This window comes from Nakamurella lactea DSM 19367 (assembly GCF_000426645.1).
Lineage (GTDB): Bacteria > Actinomycetota > Actinomycetes > Mycobacteriales > Nakamurellaceae > Nakamurella > Nakamurella lactea.
This window is the reverse complement of record NZ_AUFT01000008.1, coordinates 157038-170562: the sequence shown is the minus strand read 5'-3', so window position 1 is coordinate 170562 and position 13525 is coordinate 157038. Positions and strand designations below refer to the sequence as shown.

Below are 13525 nucleotides of genomic sequence, written 5' to 3'. Positions count from 1 at the left end.
TCCCGGCAAGACTCAGCCGACATCGCACACCGCGATCGGGGCAGTTTCGGCCGCGACTACGCGGCCGGAATTGCCCCGGTCCATCCACCCACCTCGAACCATCCACATGAGCGGTCTCCGTACCCCACGTCCGGCGCGCAGGGCTGCAGGCTCTACCCATGCACCCGCGCATCGACCCGTCGCCGGAGCTCCGCCAGCTCGCCGCGCTGCAGGGTGGCGTGCTGACAACACTGCAGGCGGAGAAGTTCGGCATCGGACGACACGGCCAACAGCGGCTGGTGCGGCAGGGCCTCTGGCAGCGTCCGGGGCCGGGGCTGCTGCTGGTCCACGGCCAGCCGCCGGACTGGCGCGCCTGGGCATGGGCCGGAGTGCTGCGGGCCGGCGAATTCGCCCGTCTCGGCGGACTGGCGGCCGGACACCTCTGCGGGCTCGTCGACTCCACACCGGACGAGATCGTGGTCCTGCATCCGCATGTGCGCCGCTTGCTGGACACCCCGCCCGTTCGCTTCCGCCGGGAACGTGACGGGGTGCGGAATGCCCGCTCGGTCGGCAGTCCGCCGCGGACCCGGATCGAGGACACCGTGCTGGATCTGTGCACGGACTCGCCGCAGCCGTCCGGTGAGTCCGCCGCGCACTGGATCACCGTGGCCGTGCAGCGTCGGCTGACCACCACCCACCGCCTGCTGTCCGCCCTGAACCAGCGGCCGCGGGTCAGCGGGCGCCGCGAGCTGGCCGAACTGCTCGGCGACACCGGTGCGGGTGCACAGTCCCCGTTGGAGCTGCGCTACCTGCGCGACGTGGAGCGGGCGCACGGGCTCCCTCGTGGCCGCCGTCAGGTCCGGGACACCCGCACCAACACGTTGGTGTACCGCGACGTCTACTACCAGCAGTACCGGGTGCTGGTGGAGCTGGACGGCCGGATCGGACATCAGGGTGCCGGCCGGTTCCGCGACTTCCGGCGCGACAACGCCGCCCTGATCGTCGGCGATGTGACGCTGCGCTACGGGTCTGCGGACATCGACCAGGATCCGTGCAGTATCGCGATGCAGGTCGGCGAGCTGCTGATCAGGGCCGGATGGACCGGCCTTCCCGAGCGGTGTCCGCGCTGCCAGCGCTGAGCCGGTGAAGATCGGGGCAGTTTCGGCCGCGACTACGCGGCCGGAATTGCCCCACAACCGCTCCGCAACCGAACGGTCGTCGAATCAATCCCGATCCCGCGGAGGACCGGTGCTCTGCCTGACCACCAGCGTCGTCGGCAACACGGCATGCTCCGGCGCGGAGGCGTCACCAGCCGCGACCGACGGCGCGGAGTCGTCATCCGCCGCGGCCGACCCGGCGCCGACACGCCCGAGCAGCCGGATCACCGCGGCCGCGGCGATCCGACCCTTCTCGATCACGTCCTGATCGACGGTGGTGAGCGGCGGCTGCAGATGCGCCGCCAGCGGGGTGTTGTCGAAGCCCACCACCGAGAGATCGCCGGGCACCTCCAGCCCGCGTTGCTGCGCGGCCAGCATCAGGCCACGGGCGATCACGTCGGAGAAGCACAGCACGCCGGTGATCGCCGGGTCCGCCGCCACCAGACCGTCCAGCGCGGCGGCGCCGCCCGCCGGGTCGTTGGTGCGAAAGACCGTCGGGGTGATGCCGGCCGCGCCCAGCGCCTCGAGCCAGCCGTGCATCCGTTCGCTGGATCCGAAGCCCTCGGTCGGCAGCGGCGTCGGTTCGGTGACGCCGTGCGGCGGGCGGACGGCGAAGGCGACGACGCCGACGTGCCGATGGCCGAGATCGACCAGGTGCTGGGCGGCGGCCCTGGCACCCGCCCGGTCCTCGACATTGACGCTGACGGTGTCCTCCCGCGGGTACTGATCGACCAGAACCAGCGGCAGGCCACGCTTCTGCAGCCAGTGCAGGGCGGGGGACTGCGGATCGCAGTGATACAGCAGCGCGGCATCCATCGGCACGTCGCGGGCCGGCACCTGGTCGCCGACCTCGACGGCCGGCACCAGGGTCAGTGCCAACCCGGTCGGCGCCAGCTCGGTGGCGATGGCGCCGAAGAAGCGGGTGGCTACCTCGTCGGTGAAGGCGGTGACGGCCGAGTCCGTGAGCACGATCCCGACCGCCCCGGTCGAGCCGCGCGCTAGTGCTCTGGCCGACGGGTCAGGGCCGGCATAGCCGAGTTCGTCGGCGGTGGCCAGCACCTTCTCACGCAGCGCGGCGGACAACTGGTCGGGGCGGGAGAAGGCATTCGACACCGTCATCCGGGAGACACCCATCTTGTCGGCGATCGTCTGCAGGGTCACCCTTGCCATCGTCGCGCCCGCCTCCCGTGCCACCTGGTCTCCGGAAGTCGACGGTAGCCCGTCTGCTGGGTCCGCCCGGCGACGGGCGGCGGCGGCACGTCAGGCGCCGACCGACCGGAGCGGCTGACCCTGACCGGCGGAGCGCGGCGAGGGCTCGAGTCCCCGGCCGGCGCGGATCAGCAGGGCCGACAGCGACCGCCGCACCCGCCGTTGGGGTTCCCGCCGGGCAGGCTCAACCGGGCCATCCAATCGGGCAGCGTCCAGATGCCTGCGCTGGGCTGACCTGGCCATGATCATGGCGGTGGGGTCAATCATCGTGCGTTCCTCTCGAATCGGGAGGCTCGCTGCGCGGACGATCTGTACCGCTACAGCAACCTCTGTAGCGGTACAGTACGAGGATCTTCTCTACCGGTCAAGTGAATTCTGGAATCACCACGCTGTGCAGACGCTACGGCCCGATCTCGATCACAGCACGAGATCGCCGAACACCGGATCCCTGCTACCCGACCCGCCGATGCACCACCAGCGGCAGCACCGCGGCCGCACCGTTGCTCCGCAGCATCGACGCGGCGATCGTCACCGGCCACAGCGACCCGGTGGCGTCCACCAGCAGCAGCACCACCTTCCCGGCGATCGCCCCGGGATCCGACACCACGATGTTCTTCGCCCAGGCCGCCGCCTCCTCGGGCGAGGACAGATCACGGGAGACCGGGCCGTTCACCGTCAGCCCGGCGGTTTCCATCCGACCGATCTCGGCGATCCGGGCCACCAGAGCGTCCGTCAGGTTCCGGAATCCGGCGGCCGGCAGGCCGATCACCACCTCCGGCCGGCTCGCCCAATCCCGGCGCCACGACGAGAGGACCGCGACCAGCCCGTCCACCAGCTCCTTCGGCGGTTCGGCGTCGGTATCGCTGCCACCGAAGACCTGCTGCACCAGCTCTCGCCACTCGGGTGCGTCGGCGTGGATCAGTGCCCGGCCGACGGCCGCCTGCTCGTTCGCCGGTATCCGGCCGCGGCTGCCGAATGCACCACCTGGCCACATCTTTCGCGGCTCGACGAGGTGCGATTGAGTACGCAGCACGCCGGCAACGGCGCGGGTCACGTCGATCGCCGGCTCACTTGGCAATCCGTCGGGCAGCTGCCCGATGCAGACGCTGCACCTCCCGCACGGCGCGGCGGTCGGATCGTCCAACGCCTCCTGCAGCAGTTGCATCAGGCAACGCCGGCCGCGCGAGTAGTCCCGCATGATGTCGGCCTCGCGCTCGCGGACGGCGACCACCCCGTCGTAGTGCTCGGCGTCGTAATGCCACTGCTTGCCGGTGCGCACCCAGCCGCTCTCGGTGCGCTCGACGATGTCGTCGACGGCCAACTGCTTGAGCATCAGCTCGACCTTGGTCCGGCGCAGGCCGGACTCGGCCTCCAGCGCCGGCACGCTGGCCGGCTCCGCCGGACTGACGGGGGTGACGGCCAGCAACTTCTCCATCGACCGCGGCTCCGGGATGGACGCGGTGGCGAAGTAGTCCCAGACCCCGACGTCGGCCGGCGAGGTGAGCAGCATGACGACCGCATGATCGATGCCGCGGCCGGCCCGGCCGACCTGCTGGTAGTACGCCACCGGCGACGGCGGCGACCCGACGTGCACGCAGAAACCGAGGTCCGGCTTGTCGTAACCCATGCCCAGCGCTGAGGTCGCCACCAGCGCCTTCAACTCGTTGCCACGCAACGCTTCCTCCAGCCGTTCGCGTTCCGCGCCGTCCAGTTGCCCGGTGTAGGCGGCGACGATCGGGCGTACTGCGCCGTGCTGTTCATTGATGGCGTCGGCCAGCCGGTGGGCGTCGGCGACGGTGAGGGCGTAGACGATGCCGGAGCCCGGCAGCTTCGGCAGGTTCTCCACCACCCAGGCGTATCGCTGCAACGGAGTGAGTGAGTCGATCACCGCCAGCTGCAGGCTGCTGCGGGCCAGCGGGCCGCGGAAGGTGAGGGTGTTGGCGCCGAGCTGCCCGGACACGTCGTCGGTAACCCGCTGATTCGCCGTGGCGGTGGTGGCCAGCACCGGAGTGTCCGGGTTGAGCGCGCGGACCGTGTCGGCCACCCGCCGGTAGTCGGGCCGGAAGTCGTGGCCCCAGTCGGACACCGCGTGCGCCTCGTCGATCACCAGCATGCCGAGGTTTCCGGCCAGCGCGTCCAGCACCCGCCGACCGAAGCCAGGGTTGGCCAGGCGTTCGGGCGAGACCAGCAGCACGTCGATCACACCGTCCCGAAGGTCGTTCTCGATGGCCGACCAGTCGGAGATGTTCGACGAGTTCAGCGTCGCCGCGTTCAGGCCGGCCCTGGCCGCGGCCCCGACCTGGTCCCGCATCAGCGACAGCAGCGGCGAGACGACCAACGTCGGACCGGCACCCTCGGAGCGGCGGATGGCCGTTGCCACCCAGTAGACCGCCGACTTCCCCCAGCCGGTGGCCTGCACCACCAACACCCTGGCAGCCGGCTCGAGCAGGCCCTCGATTGCGGCCAGTTGGTCCCCGCGCAGGGTTGCGCCAGGTCCGGCCAGGGCTTCGATGACGCGGGTCGCGGTCTGCTGTCGGGCCTCGGTCAGGGTCATGCTCGCCACCGTAGAGGCGCGCGCCGACACGGCGCTGGTTCTGTCCACATTGCCGGTGATCCGCGGACCGCCCTCCGGTGACGCCTGTCGCCGCGCGTCCTGCGGGATCGGCGGATCGGCGGCGCCGACGACCGCAACCGCGTCGAGACGTCGCAAACGCAGCCGGAACCCACGCCGGGCGACCGCAACCGCGTCGAGACGTCGCAAACGCAGCCGGAACCCACGCCGGGCGACCGCAACCGCGTCGAGACGTCGCAAACGCAGCCGGAACCCACGCCGGGCGACCGCAACCGCGTCGAGACGTCGCAAACGCAGCCGGAACCCACGCCGGGCGACCGGAAGCACGTCGAGACGTCGCAATCGGGGCTGACGGCGACCCGGGTCGGGACAACAGCGGACAACAGTGGGTCCAGCCAAGCGGGTCCAGCCAAGTGGGTCCAGACAAATGGGTCCCGACCGTGACTCCGGACCACAGTGACTCCGGACCACACTGACTCCGGACCACAGCGGCTCCGGAGCACAGAGGCCTACCTGCCGGTCGGCCCGGACGGCGGTGGGCCCGGATACAGCGAACCCGCCCGCTCGGTCGGCAACGGGCCGGTGAGCGGGCGGGTTCGTGGAACCAGAAGTTACTTCTTCTTCTTGTTGTTCTTCTTTTTCTTGTCCTTCTTGTCCTTCTTGTCCTTCTTCTTCGACATGGTGAACCTCCTCTGCGCGGTTGCTGCCCGCACTCGTCGGAACGCGGGCTCGTGGTCAACTGTTCATTGACTCCGCCATCAACATATCGTTGACGCCCGGCGAATGCAAGCTATTCTGACCGGCGTGGCAGATCCGGCGCACGTCAAACGGTTCGAGCGGGCCCTACAGGCGCTCCGTGATGTCGGCGACCCGCTGGACCGGCTCGATGCGGTGCGCAGTTCGCGGGAACAGCTCGAGGCACTCGAAGCCGCCACCGTGGTCGCGGCGCGCACGTCCGGCGCCACCTGGAAGGACATCGGAGCGCTCTACGGCCTCAGCAAACAGGGCGCACAGCAACGATTCCGGCCGGCGGCCCCGGCCCTGAAGCGCTCACCGAAGCCGAACCCCAAACCAGCACCGCCGCCCGCGACCAAACCGGCGCCGAAGCCGGCAGGCAAACCCACACTGCCGAGCAATCTGGCAACGCCGGACTGACTCCGCATGTACCAGATCGCGGCCACGCCCCGCCCGCGCTGGCCGGACCTGCCGACGGAGGTGCACCGACACATCGAGCGGCTGCTCGGCGCGCCGGTGGTCGCGGCCGGGTCGGTGACCACCGGATTCAGCAACGGCTACGCCGGCGCGCTCACCCTGACCGACGGCCGGCGAGCGTTCGCCAAGGTGATCGCCGAGTCCAGCAACCCGGTCGGTGCCGGCATGTACCGCGACGAGGCGCGTATCACCGCGCAACTGCCCGACGTCGCGCCCACCGCGCGGCTGCTCGATTCCTTCGATCTGGGTGTGGCCGGCGATCGGTGGATCGGGCTGCTGCTCTCCCACATCGACGGTCGGCCGCCCATCGCGGCCAACGCCGACGACCTGGACCTGGTCGTCGAGCTCACCGTGCGGCTGGCCGAGCTGGATCCCTGCCCGGTCGCGGGCCTGCACCCGATTACCGCTGCCGACGGCACTTTCGACCGCTGGTCCGGTATCGATCGAGGGCTCCCCGGCCTGCAGAGCTACCGGCCGTGGCTGACGAATCAGCTCGATCGGCTCGTCGAGACCGCGGCCGGCTGGCGGCAGGCGATGGCCGGAACTGCGCTGCTGCACGGCGATCTGCGCCTGGACAACGTCCTGATCGCCGACGACGCGGCATACGCTGTCGACTGGCCCTCGGCGGCCGTCGGGGCGCCGTGGATCGATACGGTTCTCGCCCTGCCCGCTCTGGCCATGCTGCCGGGCGCACCGGCGGCGGAATCGTTCGCTGCCCGGCATCCGCTGGTCGCGGCGGTCGATCCGGCGGACGTCGATGCGGTGCTGGTCGCCGCCGTCGGGTTCTTCGTCAGCTCATCACTGCAGCCGCCGATCCCCGGACTCCCGACGATCCGCGCCTTCCAACGGGCGCAGGCCGACGCCGCTCTGGATTGGCTGCAGCAACGGTGGGGCTGACGGACCACCGGCTGCCCATCACAGCGCCGGACAGGTAGGCATTCTGCCGGGCATAGTCGTTGGCCTGCACGATCAACAGATCGACAGCGCGATCGGCGGCCATCTCGAGTCACGCCGGGTGCCGCGTCCGATTTCCGCCGGTGCCGGGCCCGGCGCATCGGCACGATGAAGGACATGACACCGACATCAGCACCGGCACCGGCACCGGCACGTATTCACACCCGGACCCAGTCGGCCCGGATCACCGGCATCGACCTCGACGAGCTGGCTCGGCTGCGCGAGTCCGGCGTCGACCACGACGGCAATCCGGTGCAGCCCTTCACCGATGACGAGGGCGACTGGCCGATGCGGTGCTGTCTCACCGATTCGCGGGTCGGCGACCGGCTGGCGATCGTCAACTGGTCGCCGTTCCCCTGGCACGGCGCCTACCGGGCGGCGGGCCCGATCGTCATCCACGCCGACCGCTGCCCGTCGGTCCCCGACGGTTCGCTGCCCGAGCCGTTCGAGCAGCGCCGGCAGATCCTGCGCGGCTACGGCCACCACCACCGGATCGTCTACCGGCTGGGCCGACTCGTCGAGCCGGGTACCGGACTGCTGGCGGCGATCGAGGAGATGCTGGCCGACCCGGAGGTCGACTTCGTCCAGTCGCACAACGTGCTCGCCGGCTGTTACAGCTTCACCGCGCGGCGGGCGTGACGTCGGGTCGGGAGCCAGTGGACCGGGCCAGGAGGTAGCCATGGATCTCGGCCAGACAGTCGGCGACCTCGGCGGTGGTGCCCGGCGGCGCCGGCGGGCCGCCGAACTCGATCAGCGTCATCCGAATCTCAGCCCTGCCCGGAGAACACCTTGCGCTGCAGCGCCTCCCAGGCGCCGTCACGGTAGTAGCGGGCTGTCCAGCCGTCGGTCTCCTCGAGGTAACCGATCGAGCGACGCTGCCCGTCGTTGATCGACCGGCCCTGCGCCCAGGCACGGAAGACGGAGTGCATGAACAACCGGTGGTATTCGGTCAGGTAGATGTCGGCGACCCGGCGCACCGCGGCCCGGCCGGCGGCGCGACTCGAGCCGCCGCGGATCACCACGGTGTTCTCCTCGTTGCTGGTGGTCGAGGCGCCGGAGTAGTTGGCCGATCCGGTGAGCACGGTCGGGTCGTCGGTCAGCGGGTCGATCAGGATGATCTTGGTGTGGATGTACTTCACGTGGGTGTTGAAGCCGGTCAGGTGTTCGGCCGCCCACTGGTCCAGAGGTCCGGCGGCCAGGTGAGATCCGGTGGACAGCCGCACGTTCGGGTCGGTCAGCGGGATCCGGCCGGAGGCCGGCGGCACCTTGTCCAGCAACACGGTGCGCACGACCGACGGCTCGGCGACCCCAAGCTTGTCCCGGAAGACCTCGTTCAGGCCGAAGGCACCGGTGATGTGCGCGCTCTGCCCGGCGTCGGCGAAAACGTCGGAGTACCACTGCAGCACGGTCGAGTTGGTGGCCCGCGGCGAGAACACCCGTCCCACCTTCCGGGTCGCCGGGACCTGCTCGGCCACAGCGTTTTCGCTTTCGTGCAGCGTCCGCAACTGCGCGGTGGTGTCCGGGGTCTGCAGCCGCTGCCACTCGTGCAGGAAGTCCCTGGCAACGGTGGTGTCACGAATCAGGTGCCCGACGTTGGAGTGGCCGAACACCGCGCCGCGGGTCAGGTTGGTGGATCCGGTCCAGACGGCTACCGGGCTGCCATGATGCAGCAACACCAGGAACTTGTCGTGCATCAGGGCCGACTTGTTCGGTGCCGTGCGCCAGGTGATCAGGTCGGTCAGGCCGTACTTCTGGGCGGCCTCCCGGGCATCGGCGGCGGTGGTGTCGTCGTCTTCGCCGGCCTCGGTGGCCGCGGCCGAATCGGAATCCCGGCCGTGGATCACCAGCGCCACGTCGGCGCCGCGGTCGCGCGCGGCGGCCAGCGCCGTCAGCCCCGTTCCCCAGGTGAATTCGTAGAAGGCGCCGCGCAGCGCCCAGCCGGGCCCGAGCGCCTCCGCGCAGAAACCGGTGAACGCCTCGCCCAGGCCGCGGGACAGCCAGACCATGGCGGCGTCGGCCTCGTCGACGTCCGGACCAGGGGTGAAGCCGGGGAAGCGCTTCTCGAAGGCCTGTGAGCCGGCCACCCCGCGGTTGAACCAGATGCCGTGGATCCCGTCGTCCTCGTCCTCGGCGGTCACCTCGACGGTCACTGTTGCCAGGACGACAAGGGCTGACGGCTGCCCGCTCAACGCCGAGACGTCATAGCTGTAGTGGTGACCGGGCTTTGCCGTGTAGTCGCCCCACTGGAAGCTCTGGATCGGCTCGGTCCTGGTGCTGTAGTCGCTGCCCGGCGGCGGGTTGGGCACCACCGACTCGAACGTCTTCATTCCGCGCAGCCAGCGCGTCTCACCCTCGTCGTGGTCTGTGCGCCGGATGCCGAATCCCAGGCAGCCGGCCGGATCGGCCAGGTCGAACCCCAACAACACCGTGTACGTGCCGGCGACGGCGTGGACCGTCAGCCCGTTCGCCGCCGCCGACGCGCGCATGGTGTCAGAGCTCGAACTCGGCCGGGTCGAGCCCGACGGCGAAGCAAGCCTCCTTGACGACCTTCTTCTCGTCGTCGTCGAAATTGCCGTCGGCGCCGCCGATGATGATGCCGATCTGGATCACCGCGCGGGCCTCGACCGGCTTCTTCTTGGTCTTGCCGATCTCCTGCAGCACGCTGACCTTGCCGAAGTCGAAGTCGGCGGCCAGCTTGTCGGCGAAGCCGGCGAACTTGGCCAACAGGTCGTCGGCCGGGAAGTTCGCCAGCACGTCGTTGCTGGTGATCAGCGCCGCGACCTTGCGCTTCTCGTCGGCGTCGATGCTGCCGTCGGCGGCGGCGACCAGCGCACACATCGCCATGCTGGCGTCGCGGAAGGCGCCGCTCTTCAGGTCGTTCTTCTTGGCGACGAGCTGCGACTGCATGCCCTGCGCCGCCTGCCGGAGTTGGTTCCAGATTGCCATGCGGTGATGCCCCGATCCTGATGGTTGAGGTGCTGCTCTTACAGAGGCGGGCGACCGCGGTTCGGATCGCCGGTACCTCACTGAGCCAACGGCCGGCGCTGGCCGGATGGTTCCCTCAGGGCCAATTGCACCGGATAGCCACCACGTAGCGCGGCGAGCGCCAACGGCGGAGTGACGACGCTCGCGGCGCCGGCGGTCGGTCGGGTGAGCGGCCCGCCGTAGCCGTCGGCGCTCCATGGGCGCAGGGCCTCCCCGGCCACCAGGGCCGGGCCCTCGTCCAGCAGCACGAAGGCGCCGTCCGGCAGTTCGCGCCACGGCAGCCGGTGCAGCCGCCGTCGGTGCGTCCCGGCATACAGCCGCTCGGCGTGCAACCGGCCGTCCAGGTCGGCGGCATGCAGGTCCGGCTCGCCGAGGGCCGCCCGGAACTCGTTGTAGGCCGGCCGCCGGCACAACGCACAGGGACGGTGGCCGGCCGCGAGGGTGACCGCCTCGTCGTAGAAGAACAACACGGTGAAGTGGTGCGGATGCCACTGCTGCAGCTGCCAGCCGCGGAACTGCAACGCGCAGGTGATCCACAGCTTCGAGGCGTGGAAGCGGACGATGTCGGTGCCCCGGTGCAGGATTCCGCGATTTCCCAGCCAGGCCCCGCGCTGCGGGATCGCGACGATGTCACCCATCGGCGTCACCCGGTTGCGCATGGTCATAGCGGGATACGCAGTGCGGCCGACCCGTGCAAGTCCAGCCAGACCGCCGACGGCCCGCGGACGATCCGCAAGACCACCGAATCGCAGCCCGGACAGCGGGCCACCCAGCCGGGGTCAGGCCCGTAGACCAGCAGATCGGCGACCGCGTCCTGCTGGCCGCAGCCGGCGCACCGGCTGACCGCGGCGGTGACGTCCACCGCGAACAGCTCGCTCAGCGGTCCGGCGAGGGTATTGCCGTCCAGCGCCATCTCGTGCTCCGTCCTGTCGTCGTTGCCTGCTGTCGACTGGTCACTCAACTGCCGCTCGGGCCGAACCGCTCGGTCTTGACCCGATCGGCCGGATGCCCGAGATCGACCAGGGCCGTCGCCACCGCCTCGACGAAACCCGTTGGGCCGCAGACGAAGCACATCGGCTCCAGGTCGGCGGGCCAGCCGTGTGCGGTCAGGTCCGACAGGGTGATCCGGTGCGGGAGGCCGGCGGCGCCGGCCGGCGCCTCCCGGGTGTAGACCCACGCGGTGTCCAGTCCGCCGTCCGCGATCGGCGGCTGCCGCAGTTCCCGGGCGAACAACACGTCCGCCGGCGTGCGCACGGAGTAGATCAGCCGGAACGGCACCCGGGAGCCCGCGGCACGGCGGGCCCGGATCATCGCCATCAGCGGCACCACCCCCGATCCGCCACCGACCAGCAGGACAGGCGCCGGATCGGTCGGGCGCCAGACGAACCAGCCGCCGACCGGCCCGCGGAGCTCGACCGCGTCGCCGATCCGCAGCTGGTCCACCAGGTACGGCGACACCTCACCGTCGTCGACCCGTTGGACCGTGATGGTCACCAGGTCGCCGCCGGCGGGTGCCGACATCGAGTACGAGCGTTGCGCGGTGTATCCGTCGTCGGCCGTCAGCCGAAGGTCGACGTGCTGGCCGCCCAGGTGCCCAGGCCAGCCGGGGACCTCAAAGGCCAGCGAACGGGCGCCGGCCGTCTCCTCCGTGACTGCCAGCAGGGTCGCCCGCTGCCACACCAGCCGGCCGGTCAATCGCCCTGATATCGCTGTTCCCGCCATGGGTCTCCGTAGTCGTGATAGCCGACGCCCTCCCAGAATCCGGGCCGGTTCTGCACCATCAGTTCGATGCCACGCACCCACTTCGCCGACTTCCACAGGTACAGGTGCGGCACCAGCAGCCGGGCCGGGCCGCCGTGCTCGGGATGCAGGTCGGCGCCTTCGTAGGTGTGCACGATCCAGGCCTTGCCGTCGAGCAGGTCGGCAACCGGCAGGTTGGTGGTGTACCCGCCGAAAGAGTGCACCATGGCGAACTCGGCGGCGGTGTCGACCCCGGCGAACAGGTCGTCCAGCGACACCCCGCGCCAACTGGTGGCCAGCTTCGACCACTTGGTGACGCAGTGCAGGTCGACGGTCGGGGTCTGCACGGGCAGTTGCTGCAGCTGCGACCAGGACCAACGGTGTTCCACCTGGTGTTCGGTGCGGATGGTGAACTCCCAGCGTTCCCTCGAGATCCGCGGGGTAGGCCCGGCCGAGAGCACCGGAAAGTCCGTCGTCAGGTACTGGCCGGGCGGCAGCCCGGCCGCCTGGGACCGGTGCCGACCGCGAAAACCTGGTGACAGCGTCATCGGACCTCCGATCGTCGGATTCGTCCATCCTGACCCATCGACGCTTCGGGCGATACCGAATCGAGTGCCGGGTTCGGACTTGACGGTCGGTTACCGGCGGATCGCCCAGGTGATCAGGTCGCCGTCCTCGTCGCTGTGGTCGGTCCCGGTGCGGACGAAGCCGTTCTTCTCCAGCACCCGTTCGCTGGCCCGGTTGTCGACGGCGGTCTTCGCGGTGATCTCGGTGACGTCGGCCGGTACCACCTTGCGGTCCCACAGGCGGGCGACCAGCAGCCGCACCGCGGTGCCGGCGAAGCCCCGCCCGCGCTCGGAAGCGTTGATTCCGTAGCCGATCTCGACCGATCCGTGCTCGACCTGGCCAAGGATGCCGGTCGCGCCAACCGCCAACGACCGATCGGTGTCGACCACGATGTATTGGCCGAGCGCCGCCTCGTTGCCGGACAGGGCGGAGGCGAACACCGGAAAGATCGGCAGCAGGTCACCTGGCCACTCGTCGCCGAACCGGACCGGTTCCTTCACTCCGAGCAGCGTTGCGGTGAAGTCGGCGCGTTCCAGCCGGCGCTGGATCACGGTGGCGATCAGCGGAACGAGCTTGACCTGGCCGGCCGAAAGGGTCATCTAGGGATGAGTACCTGGGAGTCGCCGATCGGGCAAGGGGTTTGACTGAATTGCCAGCTGTTCGTCGTTCGAGCGAACCGGCGCACCGCCCGACGCACCCGAGGCGGGCCACCGGCCGGCCCCGATAGTCTGCGCGGGTGACGCCGACCTTCATCACCGCCGCCTTCTGTTTCGTCCGCGACGGCCGACTGCTGACCGTCCGCAAGGCCGGGACGCAGCGCTTCCAGCTACCCGGCGGCAAGATCGATCCGGGCGAAACTCCTTGGCAAGCAGCCGTTCGCGAGGTGTCGGAGGAGATCGGGCTGGACTGCTCCGGTGCCGAGCAGGTGCCGCTCGGCGAGTTCACCGACAAGGCCGCCAACGAACCGGGCGCCACCGTCAGGGCCACCGTGTTCGTCGGCGCGCTGACCGCCACCGACAGTCCGAAGCCGCTGGCCGAGATCGCCGAACTGCGCTGGTACCCGCTCGACGCCGCGCCGGCGCCCGAGCTCGCCCCGCTGCTGGCTCGCAAGGTGATCCCTGCGCTCCGGGCGCACCGCGCCGGCTGACGC

Annotated in this window: 16 protein-coding genes; 5 read left to right on the top strand and 11 right to left on the bottom strand. The window is 70.2% G+C overall.

Features of this window, described 5'->3' with window-relative positions; all coding sequences use genetic code 11:
* Positions 1 to 158: 158 nt before the first annotated feature.
* Entirely contained in the window at positions 159 to 1118 is a 960-nt protein-coding gene (locus tag K340_RS0110715) for a type IV toxin-antitoxin system AbiEi family antitoxin domain-containing protein (RefSeq protein ID WP_051265811.1), read from the top strand.
* An 84-nt stretch (positions 1119 to 1202) separates the two neighbouring features.
* Here the strand turns inward: K340_RS0110715 and K340_RS0110710 are convergent, their stop codons facing one another.
* From K340_RS0110710 to K340_RS0110700, 3 genes are all read right to left on the bottom strand, one after another.
* The gene (locus K340_RS0110710) at positions 1203 to 2330 is read right to left on the bottom strand and encodes a LacI family DNA-binding transcriptional regulator (protein ID WP_211229380.1); all 1128 of its coding nucleotides are present in this window, start codon (positions 2328 to 2330) and stop codon (positions 1203 to 1205) included.
* Between the two features lie 66 nt (positions 2331 to 2396).
* Positions 2397 to 2612, bottom strand: a complete 216-nt coding sequence (locus K340_RS0110705) for a hypothetical protein (protein WP_154674186.1) — start codon at positions 2610 to 2612, stop codon at positions 2397 to 2399.
* 184 nt (positions 2613 to 2796) lie between these two features.
* Positions 2797 to 4899, bottom strand: coding sequence for a RecQ family ATP-dependent DNA helicase (locus K340_RS0110700; protein WP_037364178.1), 2103 nt, complete (start codon positions 4897 to 4899; stop codon positions 2797 to 2799).
* 822 nt (positions 4900 to 5721) lie between these two features.
* On the opposite strand from K340_RS0110700, the gene K340_RS36630 reads away from it, so the two are divergent.
* The 3 genes from K340_RS36630 to K340_RS34170 all read left to right on the top strand — a co-directional run bounded on the left by K340_RS36630 (position 5722) and on the right by K340_RS34170 (position 7722).
* Complete coding sequence (locus K340_RS36630; RefSeq protein WP_211229379.1) at positions 5722 to 6072, top strand: hypothetical protein; 351 nt, start codon at positions 5722 to 5724, stop codon at positions 6070 to 6072.
* 6 nt (positions 6073 to 6078) lie between these two features.
* Positions 6079 to 7026, top strand: coding sequence for a phosphotransferase (locus K340_RS0110685; protein ID WP_037363998.1), 948 nt, complete (start codon positions 6079 to 6081; stop codon positions 7024 to 7026).
* A gap of 174 nt (positions 7027 to 7200) precedes the next feature.
* Positions 7201 to 7722 carry a DUF1203 domain-containing protein gene (locus K340_RS34170; RefSeq protein WP_161632085.1) on the top strand — a complete coding sequence of 174 codons (522 nt, stop codon included), beginning with the start codon at positions 7201 to 7203 and terminating at the stop codon, positions 7720 to 7722.
* On the opposite strand, the gene K340_RS35815 is transcribed toward K340_RS34170, so the two are convergent.
* The 8 genes from K340_RS35815 to K340_RS0110640 all read right to left on the bottom strand — a co-directional run bounded on the left by K340_RS35815 (position 7703) and on the right by K340_RS0110640 (position 12974).
* Positions 7703 to 7843, bottom strand: coding sequence for a hypothetical protein (locus K340_RS35815; protein ID WP_154674185.1), 141 nt, complete (start codon positions 7841 to 7843; stop codon positions 7703 to 7705). The two genes, K340_RS34170 and K340_RS35815, sit on opposite strands and share 20 nt — an antisense overlap.
* A 7-nt stretch (positions 7844 to 7850) precedes the next feature.
* A complete protein-coding gene (locus K340_RS29165) occupies positions 7851 to 9569 on the bottom strand; it encodes a phospholipase D-like domain-containing protein (protein WP_051265805.1) in 1719 nt (572 codons plus the stop codon).
* A 4-nt stretch (positions 9570 to 9573) separates the two neighbouring features.
* Positions 9574 to 10029 carry a tellurite resistance TerB family protein gene (locus K340_RS0110665; RefSeq protein ID WP_029136695.1) on the bottom strand — a complete coding sequence of 152 codons (456 nt, stop codon included), beginning with the start codon at positions 10027 to 10029 and terminating at the stop codon, positions 9574 to 9576.
* A gap of 77 nt (positions 10030 to 10106) precedes the next feature.
* Positions 10107 to 10733: a hypothetical protein gene (locus K340_RS0110660; protein WP_029136694.1), complete on the bottom strand. Its 627-nt coding sequence runs from the start codon at positions 10731 to 10733 to the stop codon at positions 10107 to 10109.
* Positions 10730 to 11029, bottom strand: a complete 300-nt coding sequence (locus K340_RS0110655) for a DUF6510 family protein (protein WP_211229378.1) — start codon at positions 11027 to 11029, stop codon at positions 10730 to 10732. Before K340_RS0110655 ends, K340_RS0110660 begins: the two co-directional genes overlap by 4 nt.
* On the bottom strand, positions 11026 to 11790 hold the full coding sequence (locus tag K340_RS0110650) for a ferredoxin reductase (protein WP_037363995.1): 765 nt from the start codon (positions 11788 to 11790) through the stop codon (positions 11026 to 11028). Before K340_RS0110650 ends, K340_RS0110655 begins: the two co-directional genes overlap by 4 nt.
* On the bottom strand, positions 11760 to 12356 hold the full coding sequence (locus K340_RS0110645) for a molybdopterin-dependent oxidoreductase (protein ID WP_037363992.1): 597 nt from the start codon (positions 12354 to 12356) through the stop codon (positions 11760 to 11762). The genes K340_RS0110650 and K340_RS0110645 overlap by 31 nt, the downstream gene beginning before the upstream one ends.
* Before the next feature lie 90 nt (positions 12357 to 12446).
* On the bottom strand, positions 12447 to 12974 hold the full coding sequence (locus tag K340_RS0110640; RefSeq protein WP_029136690.1) for a GNAT family N-acetyltransferase: 528 nt from the start codon (positions 12972 to 12974) through the stop codon (positions 12447 to 12449).
* A gap of 137 nt (positions 12975 to 13111) precedes the next feature.
* Between K340_RS0110640 and K340_RS0110635 the strand changes: the two genes are divergently transcribed.
* A complete protein-coding gene (locus K340_RS0110635; protein WP_051265802.1) occupies positions 13112 to 13522 on the top strand; it encodes an NUDIX hydrolase in 411 nt (136 codons plus the stop codon).
* Positions 13523 to 13525 lie beyond the last annotated feature (3 nt).

Excerpts from the sequence above, each read along its gene's own strand:
- K340_RS29165 (WP_051265805.1), bottom strand. The coding sequence starts at position 9,569 with ATGCGCGCGTCGGCGGCGGCGAACGGGCTGACGGTCCACGCCGTCGCC.
- K340_RS0110640 (WP_029136690.1), bottom strand. The coding sequence starts at position 12,974 with ATGACCCTTTCGGCCGGCCAGGTCAAGCTCGTTCCGCTGATCGCCACC.
- K340_RS0110650 (WP_037363995.1), bottom strand. The coding sequence starts at position 11,790 with ATGGCGGGAACAGCGATATCAGGGCGATTGACCGGCCGGCTGGTGTGG.
- K340_RS0110660 (WP_029136694.1), bottom strand. The coding sequence starts at position 10,733 with ATGACCATGCGCAACCGGGTGACGCCGATGGGTGACATCGTCGCGATC.
- K340_RS0110700 (WP_037364178.1), bottom strand. The coding sequence starts at position 4,899 with ATGACCCTGACCGAGGCCCGACAGCAGACCGCGACCCGCGTCATCGAA.
- K340_RS34170 (WP_161632085.1), top strand. The coding sequence starts at position 7,201 with ATGACACCGACATCAGCACCGGCACCGGCACCGGCACGTATTCACACC.
- K340_RS0110705 (WP_154674186.1), bottom strand. The coding sequence starts at position 2,612 with ATGATTGACCCCACCGCCATGATCATGGCCAGGTCAGCCCAGCGCAGG.
- K340_RS0110645 (WP_037363992.1), bottom strand. The coding sequence starts at position 12,356 with ATGACGCTGTCACCAGGTTTTCGCGGTCGGCACCGGTCCCAGGCGGCC.
- K340_RS0110715 (WP_051265811.1), top strand. The coding sequence starts at position 159 with ATGCACCCGCGCATCGACCCGTCGCCGGAGCTCCGCCAGCTCGCCGCG.
- K340_RS0110665 (WP_029136695.1), bottom strand. The coding sequence starts at position 10,029 with ATGGCAATCTGGAACCAACTCCGGCAGGCGGCGCAGGGCATGCAGTCG.
- K340_RS0110685 (WP_037363998.1), top strand. The coding sequence starts at position 6,079 with ATGTACCAGATCGCGGCCACGCCCCGCCCGCGCTGGCCGGACCTGCCG.
- K340_RS35815 (WP_154674185.1), bottom strand. The coding sequence starts at position 7,843 with ATGACGCTGATCGAGTTCGGCGGCCCGCCGGCGCCGCCGGGCACCACC.